The sequence below is a fragment of the Aeromonas sp. 600479 genome (genome assembly GCF_049175515.1).
In the GTDB taxonomy this organism is placed as follows: domain Bacteria; phylum Pseudomonadota; class Gammaproteobacteria; order Enterobacterales; family Aeromonadaceae; genus Aeromonas; species Aeromonas veronii_A.
The window spans coordinates 594,814-608,858 of sequence record NZ_JAAKVF010000001.1 but is presented as its reverse complement, the minus strand read 5'-3'; the positions used below and the strand labels follow the sequence as shown (position 1 = coordinate 608,858).

12 protein-coding genes are annotated in these 14,045 nt (G+C 51.8%); 10 read left to right on the top strand and 2 right to left on the bottom strand.

Going from position 1 to position 14,045, the window contains the following annotated elements:
• The first annotated feature begins 11 nt into the window (after positions 1-11).
• The 3 genes from G5149_RS02635 (at position 12) to G5149_RS02625 (ending at position 5,212) form a co-directional block, all read left to right on the top strand.
• Entirely contained in the window at positions 12-3,791 is a 3,780-nt protein-coding gene (locus tag G5149_RS02635; protein ID WP_421211441.1) for a type I secretion C-terminal target domain-containing protein, read from the top strand.
• An 85-nt stretch (positions 3,792-3,876) separates the two neighbouring features.
• Positions 3,877-4,437: a hypothetical protein gene (locus tag G5149_RS02630; protein ID WP_421211439.1), complete on the top strand. Its 561-nt coding sequence runs from the start codon at positions 3,877-3,879 to the stop codon at positions 4,435-4,437.
• 55 nt (positions 4,438-4,492) lie between these two features.
• Positions 4,493-5,212 carry an SIMPL domain-containing protein gene (locus G5149_RS02625; RefSeq protein ID WP_421211437.1) on the top strand — a complete coding sequence of 240 codons (720 nt, stop codon included), beginning with the start codon at positions 4,493-4,495 and terminating at the stop codon, positions 5,210-5,212.
• Between the two features lie 98 nt (positions 5,213-5,310).
• On the opposite strand, the gene G5149_RS02620 is transcribed toward G5149_RS02625, so the two are convergent.
• Positions 5,311-5,703 carry a hypothetical protein gene (locus G5149_RS02620; RefSeq protein ID WP_005346723.1) on the bottom strand — a complete coding sequence of 131 codons (393 nt, stop codon included), beginning with the start codon at positions 5,701-5,703 and terminating at the stop codon, positions 5,311-5,313.
• Between the two features lie 101 nt (positions 5,704-5,804).
• On the bottom strand, positions 5,805-6,437 hold the full coding sequence (locus G5149_RS02615) for a trimeric intracellular cation channel family protein (RefSeq protein WP_421211435.1): 633 nt from the start codon (positions 6,435-6,437) through the stop codon (positions 5,805-5,807).
• Between the two features lie 382 nt (positions 6,438-6,819).
• Here G5149_RS02615 and flaA point away from each other — a divergent pair, with 382 nt between their 5' ends.
• The 7 genes from flaA to G5149_RS02580 all read left to right on the top strand — a co-directional run bounded on the left by flaA (position 6,820) and on the right by G5149_RS02580 (position 13,980).
• Entirely contained in the window at positions 6,820-7,731 is a 912-nt protein-coding gene (flaA, locus tag G5149_RS02610) for a flagellin A (protein WP_005346712.1), read from the top strand.
• Positions 7,732-8,311: 580 nt separating this feature from the next.
• On the top strand, positions 8,312-9,217 hold the full coding sequence (gene flaB / locus G5149_RS02605) for a flagellin B (protein WP_005346708.1): 906 nt from the start codon (positions 8,312-8,314) through the stop codon (positions 9,215-9,217).
• A 33-nt stretch (positions 9,218-9,250) separates the two neighbouring features.
• Complete coding sequence (locus G5149_RS02600) at positions 9,251-9,691, top strand: flagellar protein FlaG (protein WP_216978512.1); 441 nt, start codon at positions 9,251-9,253, stop codon at positions 9,689-9,691.
• A gap of 26 nt (positions 9,692-9,717) precedes the next feature.
• A complete protein-coding gene (gene fliD, locus G5149_RS02595; RefSeq protein ID WP_421211432.1) occupies positions 9,718-11,136 on the top strand; it encodes a flagellar filament capping protein FliD in 1,419 nt (472 codons plus the stop codon).
• Between the two features lie 25 nt (positions 11,137-11,161).
• A complete protein-coding gene (gene fliS / locus G5149_RS02590; protein WP_005346697.1) occupies positions 11,162-11,584 on the top strand; it encodes a flagellar export chaperone FliS in 423 nt (140 codons plus the stop codon).
• Entirely contained in the window at positions 11,581-11,889 is a 309-nt protein-coding gene (locus G5149_RS02585) for a hypothetical protein (RefSeq protein WP_005346693.1), read from the top strand. Before fliS ends, G5149_RS02585 begins: the two co-directional genes overlap by 4 nt.
• A 6-nt stretch (positions 11,890-11,895) precedes the next feature.
• Positions 11,896-13,980 (top strand): 6-hydroxymethylpterin diphosphokinase MptE-like protein, encoded by a 2,085-nt coding sequence (locus tag G5149_RS02580; RefSeq protein WP_337073760.1) that lies wholly within the window; start codon positions 11,896-11,898, stop codon positions 13,978-13,980.
• Positions 13,981-14,045 lie beyond the last annotated feature (65 nt).

Genomic DNA, 14,045 nt, shown 5'->3' with positions numbered 1-14,045 from the left:
TCACTATCGGAGTGGAAGGGGATATCAGTGTCAGCGCCACCAACCTGGTGCTGGCAGAAACGGATGCACCGGTGTCGGTATCGCTGGCGGCGCAGCTGGGTGTCAATGCGACCGACGCGGATGGTTCGGAGCAGGTGACTGGTGTCACGGTGACCCTGAGCAATGTGCCGGAAGGTGCGGTGATGGGGGCAGGCTGGGTGGCTGGCACGGTGGCGGGCAGCTACAGCTGGAGCGGTGCGAGCACAGCGGGAGTGCCGACCTTCACCTTGCCGGCGGACTGGAGCGGGGTTGTGAATGGCAATGTGGCGGGGACCACGGACGAGGGCGGGGCAGACAACAAGCCCTTCACCGTGACCGTCAATGCGACCAACGACGCGCCCATGCTGACCGTTTCGGATCTGCGCATATCTGAAGAGGGTTTGCTTGGAGCCAATCCGGATAACTCACCCAATCCGAGCGATACCACTGATAGCACATCCGCAGAGGCCACGGCAGGTGTGACGGATATAGACAGCAGTGCCTTTACCTTCACTCTCTCTGCACCATCTGGCTTGAGCTCCGGTGGGCAGCCTGTTGTGTGGAGCGGTATGGGATCTACAACCCTGGTAGGTTCTGTGGGAGGTAATCCTGTTATTCAAGTTTCTGTGGATCTCACAGGCAAATATACAGTCACCTTGTTGGGCCCTGTCGACCATACGTTTGGAGACGATCAGGAAGGATTGAAGACATTTACCTTCAATCTGTCGGTCAGCGACGGTGACTTGAGTGATACCAAGCAGGTCAACGTGGTGATTGAAGACGATATGCCCGTGATTACCGGCATTGAAAGTCTGGAGGTGATGAATGTCGCCGCCATCACCACCGGTGGGCTGTTTGGCGTTTCTTTCGGTGCAGATGGTCCCCTGGCTACCGGTGGATTGAAATTGACCGGATGGCCTGATTTGGCTGGGATCACCGAGACCTTGTCAGCAGATGGCAAGACTCTGGTGGCTACTATAGATGACAGCGGGCTGCCACCTAAAGTGTTCTATACCTTGACACTCAATGAGAACAATACCTACAGCTTCAATTTGGTTACACCCCAGCCAACGCAAACATTTGCGATCGGCTCACAGTTTGGTGCCGGTGGGCCAGTCGAGACTATCGGGGTGACTGCTGGCGGCATTGGAGTTCTGTTTGATGGTTTGCTGTTCAATGGCAGTGTGAACAACCCCCAGAATCTGCCGAGCGGTGATCTGGATGATCTTAATCCTAACAATAACGGGTTCGGGATCAAGAATGGCAATCTGGACAATAACGAAGGGTTCAAGGTATCCACCACAACGGCTGTTGACGGGCTCTCTTTCAATGTCTATGGGGTAGGTAACACCAATACCAGCACCATACAGTGGGTAGCTTATGCCGCCGATGGAGTGACCGTCATTGACTCCGGCGAGCTTGTCCTGTCGGGACTCAAAGGAGCTATGCAGTTGGCCAGCATAGAACCAGATGGAGAGTTCAGTCAGCTCTATGTGCGCTTTGTGCTGGATGGCAATGACTCGGTGCGCATCGAAAACTTCGGGGTGATAGACAAGATAACTCCCCCCGACATTGAACTCGACTTCAGCGCTACCTTGACGGACGGTGATGGCGATCAGGCCAGCGCCAACTTCACCGTATCGGTCAAGAGCAATGAGCCCCCTGTTGCCTCAAACATTCTGGTGGTTGGCAGCAATACCTCGGATATCCCAGACAGTACGGGGACGCCGACGACCGGGGATGATCACAAAGTACCCAACTCGGATGGTAGTGTTGATGGTGTTGTGGCTGGCGGTGCAGGTCACGATATTCTGGTAGGAGATGTGGGTGGTACCACCACCAATTTCATTCCAGGTCAGAACTACAATATCGCCCTCCTGGTCGACGTATCTGGCAGCATGGCTGGGGCCCGCCTGAGCATGCTCAAGGCATCCCTGACCCATCTGGCCAATCAGCTCAAGGAGCATGATGGCGAGATCAATGTCACCTTGATCAGTTTTGCCACCAATGCCAGTGAACGAGTGACCATTGTAGGTCTGGACGCCAGCAACGTGATCAATCTGACCAATGCCATTGATGCCCTGGTTGCCAACGGCGGGACCAACTATGAGGCAGCCTTCAATCAGGCCGTGCAGTGGTTCAACAACGGCACTCAGGCAGATCCCGACTATGAGAATCTGACCTTCTTCGTCACGGATGGCAATCCGACCTACTACATCAACGACAGCAATCAGGTTGCCGGTCCGGGCGATAGCACGACCTACACGGTGATCAAGGAGTCTGTCGATGCGTTTGAATCGCTAAGTGGCATCAGTCAGGTCAATGCCATCGGGGTAACCAGCAGCGTCAACCAGGAACTGCTCAAGTTCTTTGACAACACAACGGAAACCGGCTCACAGTTCTACTCTGCCGGCAGTTACCTTGATTTGGCTACCTTTGGTTCTGGAGGCAGTGGCATCAATGCGGCTGCTGGCTGGGTGCGTAGCGGTGATCAACAGGGAACGCACACGGTTACCGACGGTTATTTGCGAATCCGTGAGGATCGCACAAATTCCGATACGGATCGCACTGTGCTGGCGCTGGCCGTGGCCAATGCGATCCAGATTTCAGCTGCGCAAGCCGGAGCAAGCCTGCAGTTCCAGTACGCATTGAGTTCTGTCAATGCGAGTGACAGTTTCACATGGAAACTTGTAAGGCTGGATGGCGGGGTCTGGGATCTGGCCAACCCTCTGCAAAGCGGTACTGTCACAGGTATCAGTAATTCTGGTACTACCTCTTCCAGCACCATTACTACCAATGGGTTGGAGGTTGGGCAATACGGGTTTGTGTTTGAGCTGCTCGATAGCTCCAGCTCACGGACTGCTGAAGTGCGGATAGACAACATCCGGATCGAGCAGGGATTCAACGCCCCGATTGGAGAGGCCCAGATTGTGACCAGTGCAGAGCAGCTGACGGCAGCTCTGACCGAGGGGGATCAGATCACTGTGCTGCTGGGGGCTGGCAATGATGTAGTCGATGGCGGTGCAGGCAATGATATCCTGTTTGGTGATGTGCTCAATACAGACGCACTGGCTACCCAGCTTGGTTTGAGTCTGCCAGTTGGCTCCGGTTGGCTGGTTTTTGAAACCTTGGAAACCAATCATGGCTGGACGCGAGCACAGACTGTGGATTACATCCGAACCCATCTTACCGAGCTGAGTGAGGAGAGTGGTCGTAGTGGCGGCAATGACACTCTGTCAGGAGGCAGTGGCAATGACCTTCTCTTCGGTCAGGAAGGGAGCGACATCCTCGATGGGGGTGATGGAGATGATTACCTGGATGGTGGATCAGGAAATGACTCTCTGATTGGGGGCGCGGGCAACGATATCCTGATCGGTGGGCTGGGGAATGACATCCTGCTCGGCGGTCTGGGAAGCGATATCATGACCGGGGGTGCTGGCAGCGATACCTTCAAGTGGCTGGCTGGGGATGTGGGGGGGACCGATGTGATCAAGGACTTCACCACTGGAACTGGAGGAGATGTGCTGGATATCAGTGAGTTGCTCACTGGCGAACATGCCAGTAAGGAGTCGCTAGATGCCTATCTCACTTTCACCAGCGGTCCGGGTACTGGCAAGTCTACGCTCACGATCGACCTTGATGGCGCGGGTAGTGGCACAACGACCCATGTTATCCAGTTTGACAACATCGATCTGACGCTGGGAGGTACACGTAATGATCAGACCATCATTGAAGACCTGTTGAATCAGGGCAATCTGAAGGTCGATCCGTAACCTTGTCTCGGGGCCGGGCTGGCCTGGCCCCTGTTTTTTCTCAAGGTGGATGGATAAGATAGCGGCTGTAGAGGAGAGGGTAATCATGCAGTCATTCAACTGGGTCGACATTGATGGCATCCGTTATAGCTGGGATGGACAGGGTAATATTACCTGCGCAGGCCAGTTTGGCTATCAGGCCTCGATCGCGGGAGACAGGCTGGATGGGATGGAGATAGAGAATGATGCCGGAGATGTAGCCGGATCACTCTATGTTGATTTTGCCTCTGCATCTATTTCCTATGTGCCCTTGATGGGGGCCGAGTCAGCTCAGAACATGATTCTGGTTGGCCATGATCTGGGGCAGCAGGAGTATCCATTGAGCAGTTTTCATGCTCCTTTGTTGCAGGATTTGCTGGGCCAGTCAGATACCATTGCTTGGTCCACAGAGGGATATCGCGGTGAAGGCCGTGACTGTAGCGCAGGGGGACAGGGACATGTTCTGTCGTGGGATTCCTTCCATTTTGATGATGAGGTGCTGGTCTGTGGTGCGACATCACCACTGGATAAAGTAGAGCGGACCCCAGATACCGGCAGTGTGGTCACCATCAGTCTCGATTTGACCAATCAGATACTGGAGCAGCTCCCGCCCTTGCACGATATATGAATCCATTGGCTGCACGGGCATAATGACCTCAATCTTTCCGATAGAGGTTTTTTCTATGTGGCGTCCCCTTCTTACTCTTTCCGCTCTGATTGTCAGTGCTCCGCTGCTGGCGATTGAAGTTCCGCAAGCGCCCCATCTGGTGGTGAGTGGTTATGCTGAACAGAAGACCGAGCCCGATATGCTCACCCTCAATGTGGCGGTGAGTGCGTTGGACAAGCAGGGCCTCAAGGCCAAGCAGCAGGTTGATACCAAGGTGGCCGCCTTTTTTAGCAAGCTGGAAGGGTTGGGCATCAAGCGCAACGATGTCGAAGCTGGTAACCTGATGGTCTCGCCGGAATATCAGTATGGTGATAACAAAAAGCCGGTCTTGCTGGGGTACCGTGCCCAGCGACAATTGGCGGTGAAGCTCTATCAGCTCGACAAGTTGAGCCCCTTGATGGACACCGCACTCAAAGCTGGGTTGGAGTCCGTATCCCAGATTGAATACGGGTTGAAATCTCCACAGGTTATCAAGGAACAGGCTCGACTTAATGCCGTTGAGGATGCAAAAACCAAGGCTGAATCTCTGGCCAAGGCATTCGGGATGAAGCTTGGCAAGGTGTACAGCGTGGAGTATCGCAACACATCGCCCATCACCGGCTATAGTCGCAACTTCAAGATGGCACAACCCATGGCAATGGCGGCTGCTCCGGTGCCGGATATGGCGGATAGCAGTTATCAGCAACAGCAGATTACGGTCACTGACAATATCGAGGCTGTTTTCCTGCTGGAGTAACCCCTTCCCTCTTCAGCAGATGAACACTGTAGTGGGACAGAGCCATAAAAAATCCGGCCAATGTGCCGGATTTTCATTTTACAAGTCAGAGAGCGAGTTTATGGACAGGGTACGGGAGTGAAGGAGTGATCTCCCAGGCAACGCCAACCCATTTCCGCTCCTCTCATTTGCCAGAGATTATCGCTGCGATAAAGAGTCAGAATATAGAGCATGTCGCTTTTGCCTCCATCGAGCGCAACCGAGAGCACCAAGTCATTATCCAGTTGCTGTGCATGGATGCGACTGGGGATGTCGCTATGGCCGACAAAACGGAGCGCTACCTCACGGTAGTCATTGACCCATTTTTGATGTTGCTCGCTCGCCTGACGTATCTGCTGGTTGAACTGCTGCACTGGCGCCGAGGCCAGTCGTCCAAAAACGGCTTGTGCTTCGGCATGTGCTGCTGTCACGTTCGCCAGGAGGAGAGTGGTAAGCATACCGATTTTGTACATGAGAATATCCGGCTAACAACGACTGCTTCTATGACAACAGAAAAGCCCATTTGGTTCAACGCACAACCCACGGAGGCATATGCCCCTGTGGGTGTGCTTTTTCAGTTGCGTTGCAGCGAGAAGGTGGGCAGTGACAGGTGCCAGTAGATGGCTGCCACCCGCAAACCAAATACGGCCGTCATGCAGATGAGCATGGCTGTTACCCTGTCCATGTTTGCCTCTAGGGCCAGAGTGTAGAGGATTCCACCCAGAATACAGGCTGTTGCATAGATCTCTTTTTGCAGCACCATAGGCACTTCGCGTGCCAATACATCCCGGATCATGCCGCCAGCTACTCCAGTCATGGTCCCCATCAGCACCGCGATTAGCCCCGAGGTGCCAAAATTGAGAGCTTTTTGGGCTCCGATCACCGTAAAGAGAGCCAGCCCGAATGCATCCGCGACGGGCAGTACATACCAGGGCATTCTGCGGGGCAGTTTGACCATCCACATCCCGAGCAGCGCCGTTGCAATGACCACCCAGATATAGAGAGGATCGCGAACCCAGAACACCGGGGTTGCTCCCAGGATCATGTCACGTATGGTACCACCGCCGATGGCGGTGACTGCCGCCAAAACCATGACGCCAAATCCGTCCATTCTGAGCCGGCCCGCCACCAGAACCCCTGAAAACGCGAATACCGCAGTACCAAACATGTCGCTGATGTAAACAATCTGCTCAACCAGTGTCTGCATGGAAAACAACTCACGCCAAATTGTTGATGGGGCCGCGATTTTAGGGGCTGGAGAGCCCAATCGCCAACTGTGCTCGACAAAATTGAGAGTCGACACCGCTTTTTTCTCGCATCATGGACAGGGAGGGGCTCGAGTGTGCCTGTTTACCTCCTTGTTGGAGGAGGGGCGCGATGAGTTTCTGCCACGTTTTAGTGGGCGTTTTTTTCCTTAAGTTTATCCCCGACCTGTCGATATATAGGGTAAGCGGCGTTAATGCGATGAAGCGTTGAAAAAAATGCTAAAGACATCCAAAAACGAGCCGTTAAATAAGACGCATCGGGCACAGAAAATAATAAAGCCTGAGTAAATAGAAGAGTAAATTTAATAGCTTAGGAGAATAGTCATGGGCCTTTATATCAACACTAACGTTTCATCACTCAACGCTCAGCGTAACCTGATGAATACGACAAAATCACTGGATACATCCTACACCCGACTGGCATCCGGTCTGCGTATCAACAGTGCCAAAGACGATGCTGCCGGTCTGCAAATCTCAAACCGATTGACCTCCCAGATCAACGGTCTGGATCAGGGTAACCGTAATGCCAACGATGGCATCTCTGTGGCGCAGACTGCTGAAGGGGCCATGGAGGAGATCACCTCCATGCTGCAACGGATGCGGACGCTGGCTCAACAATCAGCTAATGGCTCTAATAATACTGATGACCGAACCGCGTTGCAGCAAGAGTATACCCAGTTGATGACAGAAATTGACAGGGTAGCCAAAGATACCACTTTTGGTGGTCAAACCTTGCTTAATGGTGGTTATGTTGGCTCTTTCCAGGTGGGGGCTGATGCTGGTCAAACAATTACTTTCAGGATGACCACCGCTTTTAGTATCTCCGGTATGGCATCGGCTACGAAAGGTAATGCTACGGTAACAACAACTACAACAGGTGAGCCCTATTCGATAGCGAAAAATGCGAGCGGGACAGTGACGACCACAAGCATTGGTACTATTACCACAGCCAAAGATGCACAATCCGCCATGGCTAATCTTGACTACATGATCAAGGTGGTGGACAGCAAGCGTGCGGAACTGGGTGCTGTTCAGAACCGGTTTGATTCAACTATTCGCAACCAAGCGAACGTCTCTGAAAACGTCAGTGCTGCGCGTTCACGTATTCGTGATGCGGACTTCGCCACCGAGACTGCAAACCTGACCAAGCAGAACATTTTGCAACAGGCTGCCTCGACAATCCTGTCACAGGCGAACCAGCGTCCCCAGTCAGCCCTTTCGTTGCTGCAGGGCTAACAAAAGAAAACAGGGCGGTTGTTCAGGCCGCCCTGGTCAAGAGATGGAACAAAGGGGTGTTCGGTTCGCACTCTGTTCTATCGGGAGAGATATAATTCTCTACTAGTAATGCCAAGTGTTGTCCAGCTGTTCAGTTCTGTCACGCTTGGTCATATTCTCCTGAGCATATGCTCATCTTTAGGCCGGTTTACCGGCCTCTTTTTATTGTGTCGCCAAATTGACGTCACTCTACACAACCTAAGCACAAACCGTGCCACATACATAATTCGGTCATGCCATCCGGCAATTCCTCTCTCTCCTCTTATGCTGTGTTGGCCATCTGGCTTTTCCTTGCCATATACCGGAGAAAAATTGCCGCGTTAGGCAACAATTTTCCTAAAGCTTGTCTCTGTACTGCCGTTAAACAAAGTGAAGCAATCGAGGGGTGTTCGGAATCCAACGTTTGCACTACTGCGGGTGACCTGTCCGTTCAAACAGACACCCGCCAGAAGGATCAGGCTTGTTCAACCTGTTCTTCTAACGGTGGGATGCCGCTTTGCTGGCGCAACCCGCAGTCGCATGTTCTTCGGGAGAATATTTTATGGCTATGTACATTAACACCAACGTTTCATCACTGAACGCCCAGCGTAACCTGATGAACACCAACAAGTCGCTGGACACCTCCTATACCAGGTTGGCATCCGGTCTTCGTATCAATACAGCCAAGGATGATGCTGCCGGTTTGCAGATTTCTAACCGTTTGACTTCACAGGTTAACGGGTTGGATCAAGGTAACCGTAACGCTAACGATGGTATTTCAGTAGCACAAACTGCAGAAGGTGCGATGGATGAAGTGACCACCATGTTGCAACGGATGCGCACTTTGGCTCAGCAATCGGCGAACGGTTCAAACAACACGGATGATCGTGTTGCTTTGCAGCAGGAATATGACCAACTGACGACTGAGATAAATCGTATCTCTGGCGATACCACTTTTGGTGGTCAAAAGCTGCTTGATGGTACTTATAAGGGGTCCTTCCAGGTCGGTGCAGATGCAGGACAAACAATTACCTTCAAGATGACATCGGCTTTCACCATCAAGGGTATTGCATCTGCGACAAAAGGAAGTGCAACAGTCACGACCACTACCACAGGTGAGCCGTATACGATTGGCAAAGCAACTTCAGCAGTTACTACAACTAGTGTCAGCAGTATTAAAACCGCTAAAGATGCTCAGACAGCCATGGCCAACCTTGATTTCATGATCAAGGCTGTGGACAGCAAACGGGCAGAGCTGGGTGCTGTGCAGAACCGGTTTGACTCCACCATTCGCAACCAGTCCAACGTCTCTGAGAACCTGAGCGCAGCTCGTTCCCGTATCCGTGACGCAGACTTTGCGACCGAGACAGCCAACCTGACCAAGCAGAACATTTTGCAGCAGGCTGCCTCCAGCATCCTGGCCCAAGCCAACCAAAGACCGCAATCAGCCCTGTCCCTGTTGGGTTAACAGGCTGTGATGAGATAAAAAAGGAGCGACGATATGGCCAATGAAATTGGAATTCCGTCATCGGTCACTCCTTCTTCTCTTCAGTCAAGTAGCAAGAGCGGCCAATCGGCCGCTCAAGTGCTATCTGGCACAGCAGAAGAGCAGCGGGGGGCGGCCAAGGATATTGAAAAGCAACAGGGACTGCCTGAGCAGGAGAAGGCGGGCAAGCCGAAGATTTCAGACAAGGAAATTGAGAAAGGGGTACAAAACTTGCAAGAGTTCAGTCAGTTGCAAGGATGGACCGTCAATTTTAGTGTCGAAAAGGAACTGGAGCAGGTTGTTATCAAGGTAATGGATGCCAATACCAAATCAATGATCCGTCAGATACCAAGCGAAGAGTTGCTGGCTATCAGCAAACGAATCCAGGATCTCCGCGAAGGGGATGTGATTGGTGGCGGCTCCCGAGTCGGGTTATTGCTTGATAAAGAGATTTAATAGTTACGTTTGCGAGGAGAGTGAGTATGGCCACTATTACGTCTGCTGGTGCGGGCTCTGGACTGGACTTGGAGTCTGTCATCGCTGCAAGTGTTGATGCCAAGAAAGCGCAGCTTTTGCAGCCAATTACCACCAAAAAGACCAACGCCCAGATCACTCTCTCAGGGGTAGGACAGCTGAAGTCAGCAATCGCGACTTTTGTCACCACTCTGAAGGCGATGTCAAAGGATGATGCGTTTAACAAACGTGCGATAAACATCACCCAGGATAAAGATAATCCGGTCCTGAAGGTGGAGAGTAAGAGCGGCGCTTCAAACGGGCAATATGACATCAGTGTCGAAAAATTGGCGAAGACCAGCAAATTTGAAGGCAGTTTCGCTTCTTCGACCACATCTATGATCACTCAAGATGGCACCCTGACATTTAAGGCTGGCGACAAGACCTTTGATGTAGATGTTAAAGCAGGAGATTCACTCCAGTCCATTCGCAAGCGCATCAACAATGATAGTGACAACTTTGGTCTTAGCGTCAATATCATGAATACCTCCGATGGCAAGGCGGCACTTGTGATTGACTCTGGTGTCAGTGGAACAGGTAAGGATCTGCAGATAACCGGCAGTACACCAGAGCTGGCTGACAATTTCATCTCCAAGCTGACCCAGAAGCAACAAGCCCGTGATGCTGAGATAAGCGTGGATGGCAATAAATTGACCAGTTCGACCAACACCTTCGATGGCACCATTGTGGGTCTCAAAATTACGGTGTTGAAAGAGTCTGAGAGCACCACTACCACGAGCCCGAGTGATGGTACCGTGACGACCACTTACAAGCCAAACAGAGTGGATGTGACGACAGACAAGGCTGGCATCAAGACCATGGTGCAGAGCTTTATCGATGGCTATAACGCTCTGGTGAAGAAGAGCAACGATCTGGGCAAACGCAGCTCTATCGTAGCCGGCGTCAGTCAGAATGATGGTGGCGCCTTGGCGGGGGATGCAACGACCAAGGCAGTGACCAACCTGATGAGTGGCACCGTCACTGAGCCTTCGAACAACTCCTCAACCTTCTCGACCATCTTTCAGTTGGGGGTCAAGATGGACAACAAGGGAGTGCTCTCACTTGATTCGACGAAATTCGATGAAGCGGTCGAGAAGAACTTCGACCAGGTAGTGGCTGTGTTTGGTGGCAAGGACGGAGTTGCTGGTAAGTTGGCTAGCCAGCTTGAGACCTACTCCAAGACAGGGGGGCTACTTGCCAAGCGGGAAGAGACGCTCAATTCGGACCTGCGTGATGTCAACCGCAAACAAGCAGATGTTGCGGCGCAGCTCACCAAATATGAAGAGACGTTGAGGGCCCGCTACGGCAGTCTGGATACCTTGCTGGCCAAGATGAACAAGTCTGCCTCCTATCTCAACCTGCTCAATACCAACACCAAAACCAGTTAATTTGTAGTCAGGAGCGGTGTCTCATATGTATCGAAAAACGATCAAGGCCTATACAACCCAGAGTTTGCAGTCTGAGCTGGCTGTGGCGGATCCCTATCGCGTGATCCAGTTGTTGATGCAAGGGTGTCTCGAGCGTCTCGCTCAGGCCCGCGGTGCAGTCGAGCGTCGCGATTTCGAGGGTAAGTCCCAATCTATCTCCAAGACGCTGGCCATTATCAATGGTCTGCAAGATTCACTTGATCTCTCTTATGGCAAGGTACCCGAAGATCTGTTCGCACTTTATGACTATATGAAAGTGCGCATGATGGATGCCAGCCGTGACATGGATGTAGGCGCTATTGATGAAGTTATGAACCTCATGCTGACGGTCAAGAGCGGTTGGGATGCCATCCCTGTCGATGAGCGCGACAAGGCGCTGGCACAGCAAAAGGTAGGCAGACCGGCATGAATGAGGTCAACGACACTTCTGTGTCAGCCTTGATGAGACTGGGCGAACAGTTGCAGTCTCTACTGGTACAAGGTGAGCTGGTTGCTGCAGAACAGCTGGCTGAACGTTATCTGCATGATCTGGAAGAGGTGTTCGGGTCACTGCCTCGGGAAGAGGCAATCAATGTGGAACAGCGGCAGGCACTGCTGCAGTTCCAGCTTATTCATGATTGGGTGGGTCAGGAAAAGCAGCAGGCTGAAGCACAATTACGACAATTCTCCCAGGCTGGACGTGCATCCGGTCTCTACAAGCTGAATGCAGGTTAGTTTGACATGGATATCCATCACAAAATTCATGATGTAGAAAGTGAACTGGCACGCCTGGCTCTGCAAAAGCAGCAGGAAGCCGCCATGCTGGAAGTACTCCCTGTTCGTTATGATCTCAATATGGCTGCATTTGCCAAATTCATGCCCGCCATTCATGACTTTTTCAAAGCATACCAGCCTGCCAGGCCTTTTCGTTTCTTCTGTAATGAAAATGGCGTTCCCAATATTCTGTGGCTTGACGAGGGCGTCTCGCTTTATGGGGACGATCCATTTAGCGAGGTTCAGTCGCAGATTGCCGAGGTCATTGAACAAAGCGTTTTGCAGTGCATCGATTTTGTGCCTCAGTGGTATATTGACGGCCAAATCCATATCAAATACAACAATGAAATCTCCAAATTAAAAGAGAAGTCAGCGCTGGAAGGATTGCGTCTCAACGCGGCATTACATTCCGATATTCCTCTGGCACTGATGTATGGCATTGGTTTGGGCTACCAGCTCGGTTGCTTGTATGAACAGTGCAAGATCAAGAATCTGTTTGCTTTTGAGCCTGATCTTGACATGTTTTATGCCTCGCTTTTCTGCTTTGACTGGCATCAGCTGCTCGCCTACATGGATGAGGAGTCGATCAGCCTTCATCTCTTTATCGGTGTTGACGAGCAATTACTGGTCGCTGACATGATGGAGGCGCTGCATCGCAAGGGCGCATTCTGGTCGGCAAGCTATTTCTCCTTCTGCCATTACCACTCTCCCAAGCTAGACGCCTTGATAACACAGGTAGAAAGGGAGTTTTATCTGCTTAAGACGGGGTGGGGGTTCTTTGATGACAACATCTATGCACTTGCCCATAGCCACACCCATCTGCAAGATGGCACCCCCTTTTTGAAACGCTGGCGGGATAGCCGCCCCTTCGAACAGGTCCCGGTCTTTGTGGTTGGCAATGGTCCCTCACTGGATCAGAGCATCGAGTTCATCCGGCAGCATCAGCAGCAGGCCATCATCATCGCATGTGGTACGGCGGTCAGTGCGCTGTATAAAGCTGGCGTCAAACCGGATATCTACGTTGCAGTGGAGCGAACTAAAAGCTCTGCGGATTTTCTGAATATTCTCAATGCCGATGACTTTATCAAGGATACGGTGTTTCTGAGCGTTGATGTCATCCATCCTGAATGCAAGCGTTTTTTTCGCAAAACAGGATTGGCATTCAAGCCCAATGAGCCGATGTTCTCCATGCTGATTAGCGCGTTTGGTCAGGCATTCGAGTACGATAATATCGAATTTTCCAATCCGTTCGTTGGTAATACCGGCCTCAATTATGCGGCCTTGCTTGGCTTCAAGCAGGTGTATTTGTTTGGTATCGACAATGGCTATAAAACAGCCGGACAGCATCACTCCAGCCTGAGTCTCTATTACAACGACAAGCAAGAGGCTAAATACCAGGAAAACTTAAAGAATACTTTCCCGGCACCGGGTAACTTTGGCGACGAAGTGCGTATCAACCATCTATTTGGACTGGCCATTCATAATATGGCCCGTGTATTGCGTGATTATCCCGAGATGCAGTGCGTCAACAGTAGTGACGGCGCTTATATCGAAGGGGCGATCCCTCGCCGTGTTGAATCGTTGCAACCAGAATGGCCGGTACTTGACAAGATCGCACTCATGGATGAAGTGATGGCGACTTGTTTCCAGCCTTTTGACATGGCCAGTTTTGATTTTGCCGCTGCGTTGCAGGTGCCGCTGTTCGTTGAGCTTGTGGACAAGTTCCGTGATGACTGGAGCCAGGTAGCCTGTGAGCACAACGCGGTGCTGGCTATGATGCAACGCCATCACGACTATCTGCTTTATCTGTTGATGAGCCGCGAATCCCATCTCTATCGGGTCTTGATCGGTTCAATGAACTATTTCTACGCCAATATCATCAGCCTGATGATGTCGCAGGTGACAGCAGAACCCGAGGTACTGGCGGTCAAGATAAAAGAGGCGCAGGCAATCCTGGAGTTATTTTTCGAGGACAGCAAAGTGATGTATGCCGATGCGTTCGATGGCCATGATACCACCTACTTTACCGGCCTGGATGTGTTCAAGCGCTAGTCCTTGAATCGGATGGGGATGACTCTGTTCATCTCCATTCCCTAACAGTATGATATAGAAGTATT

Bases quoted from the DNA above. Each gene is read 5' to 3' on its own strand.
- G5149_RS02630 (WP_421211439.1), top strand. From the start codon at position 3,877: ATGCAGTCATTCAACTGGGTCGACATTGATGGCATCCGTTATAGCTGG.
- G5149_RS02625 (WP_421211437.1), top strand. From the start codon at position 4,493: ATGTGGCGTCCCCTTCTTACTCTTTCCGCTCTGATTGTCAGTGCTCCG.
- G5149_RS02620 (WP_005346723.1), bottom strand. From the start codon at position 5,703: ATGTACAAAATCGGTATGCTTACCACTCTCCTCCTGGCGAACGTGACA.
- G5149_RS02615 (WP_421211435.1), bottom strand. From the start codon at position 6,437: ATGCAGACACTGGTTGAGCAGATTGTTTACATCAGCGACATGTTTGGT.
- flaA (WP_005346712.1), top strand. From the start codon at position 6,820: ATGGGCCTTTATATCAACACTAACGTTTCATCACTCAACGCTCAGCGT.
- flaB (WP_005346708.1), top strand. From the start codon at position 8,312: ATGGCTATGTACATTAACACCAACGTTTCATCACTGAACGCCCAGCGT.
- G5149_RS02600 (WP_216978512.1), top strand. From the start codon at position 9,251: ATGGCCAATGAAATTGGAATTCCGTCATCGGTCACTCCTTCTTCTCTT.
- fliD (WP_421211432.1), top strand. From the start codon at position 9,718: ATGGCCACTATTACGTCTGCTGGTGCGGGCTCTGGACTGGACTTGGAG.
- fliS (WP_005346697.1), top strand. From the start codon at position 11,162: ATGTATCGAAAAACGATCAAGGCCTATACAACCCAGAGTTTGCAGTCT.
- G5149_RS02585 (WP_005346693.1), top strand. From the start codon at position 11,581: ATGAATGAGGTCAACGACACTTCTGTGTCAGCCTTGATGAGACTGGGC.
- G5149_RS02580 (WP_337073760.1), top strand. From the start codon at position 11,896: ATGGATATCCATCACAAAATTCATGATGTAGAAAGTGAACTGGCACGC.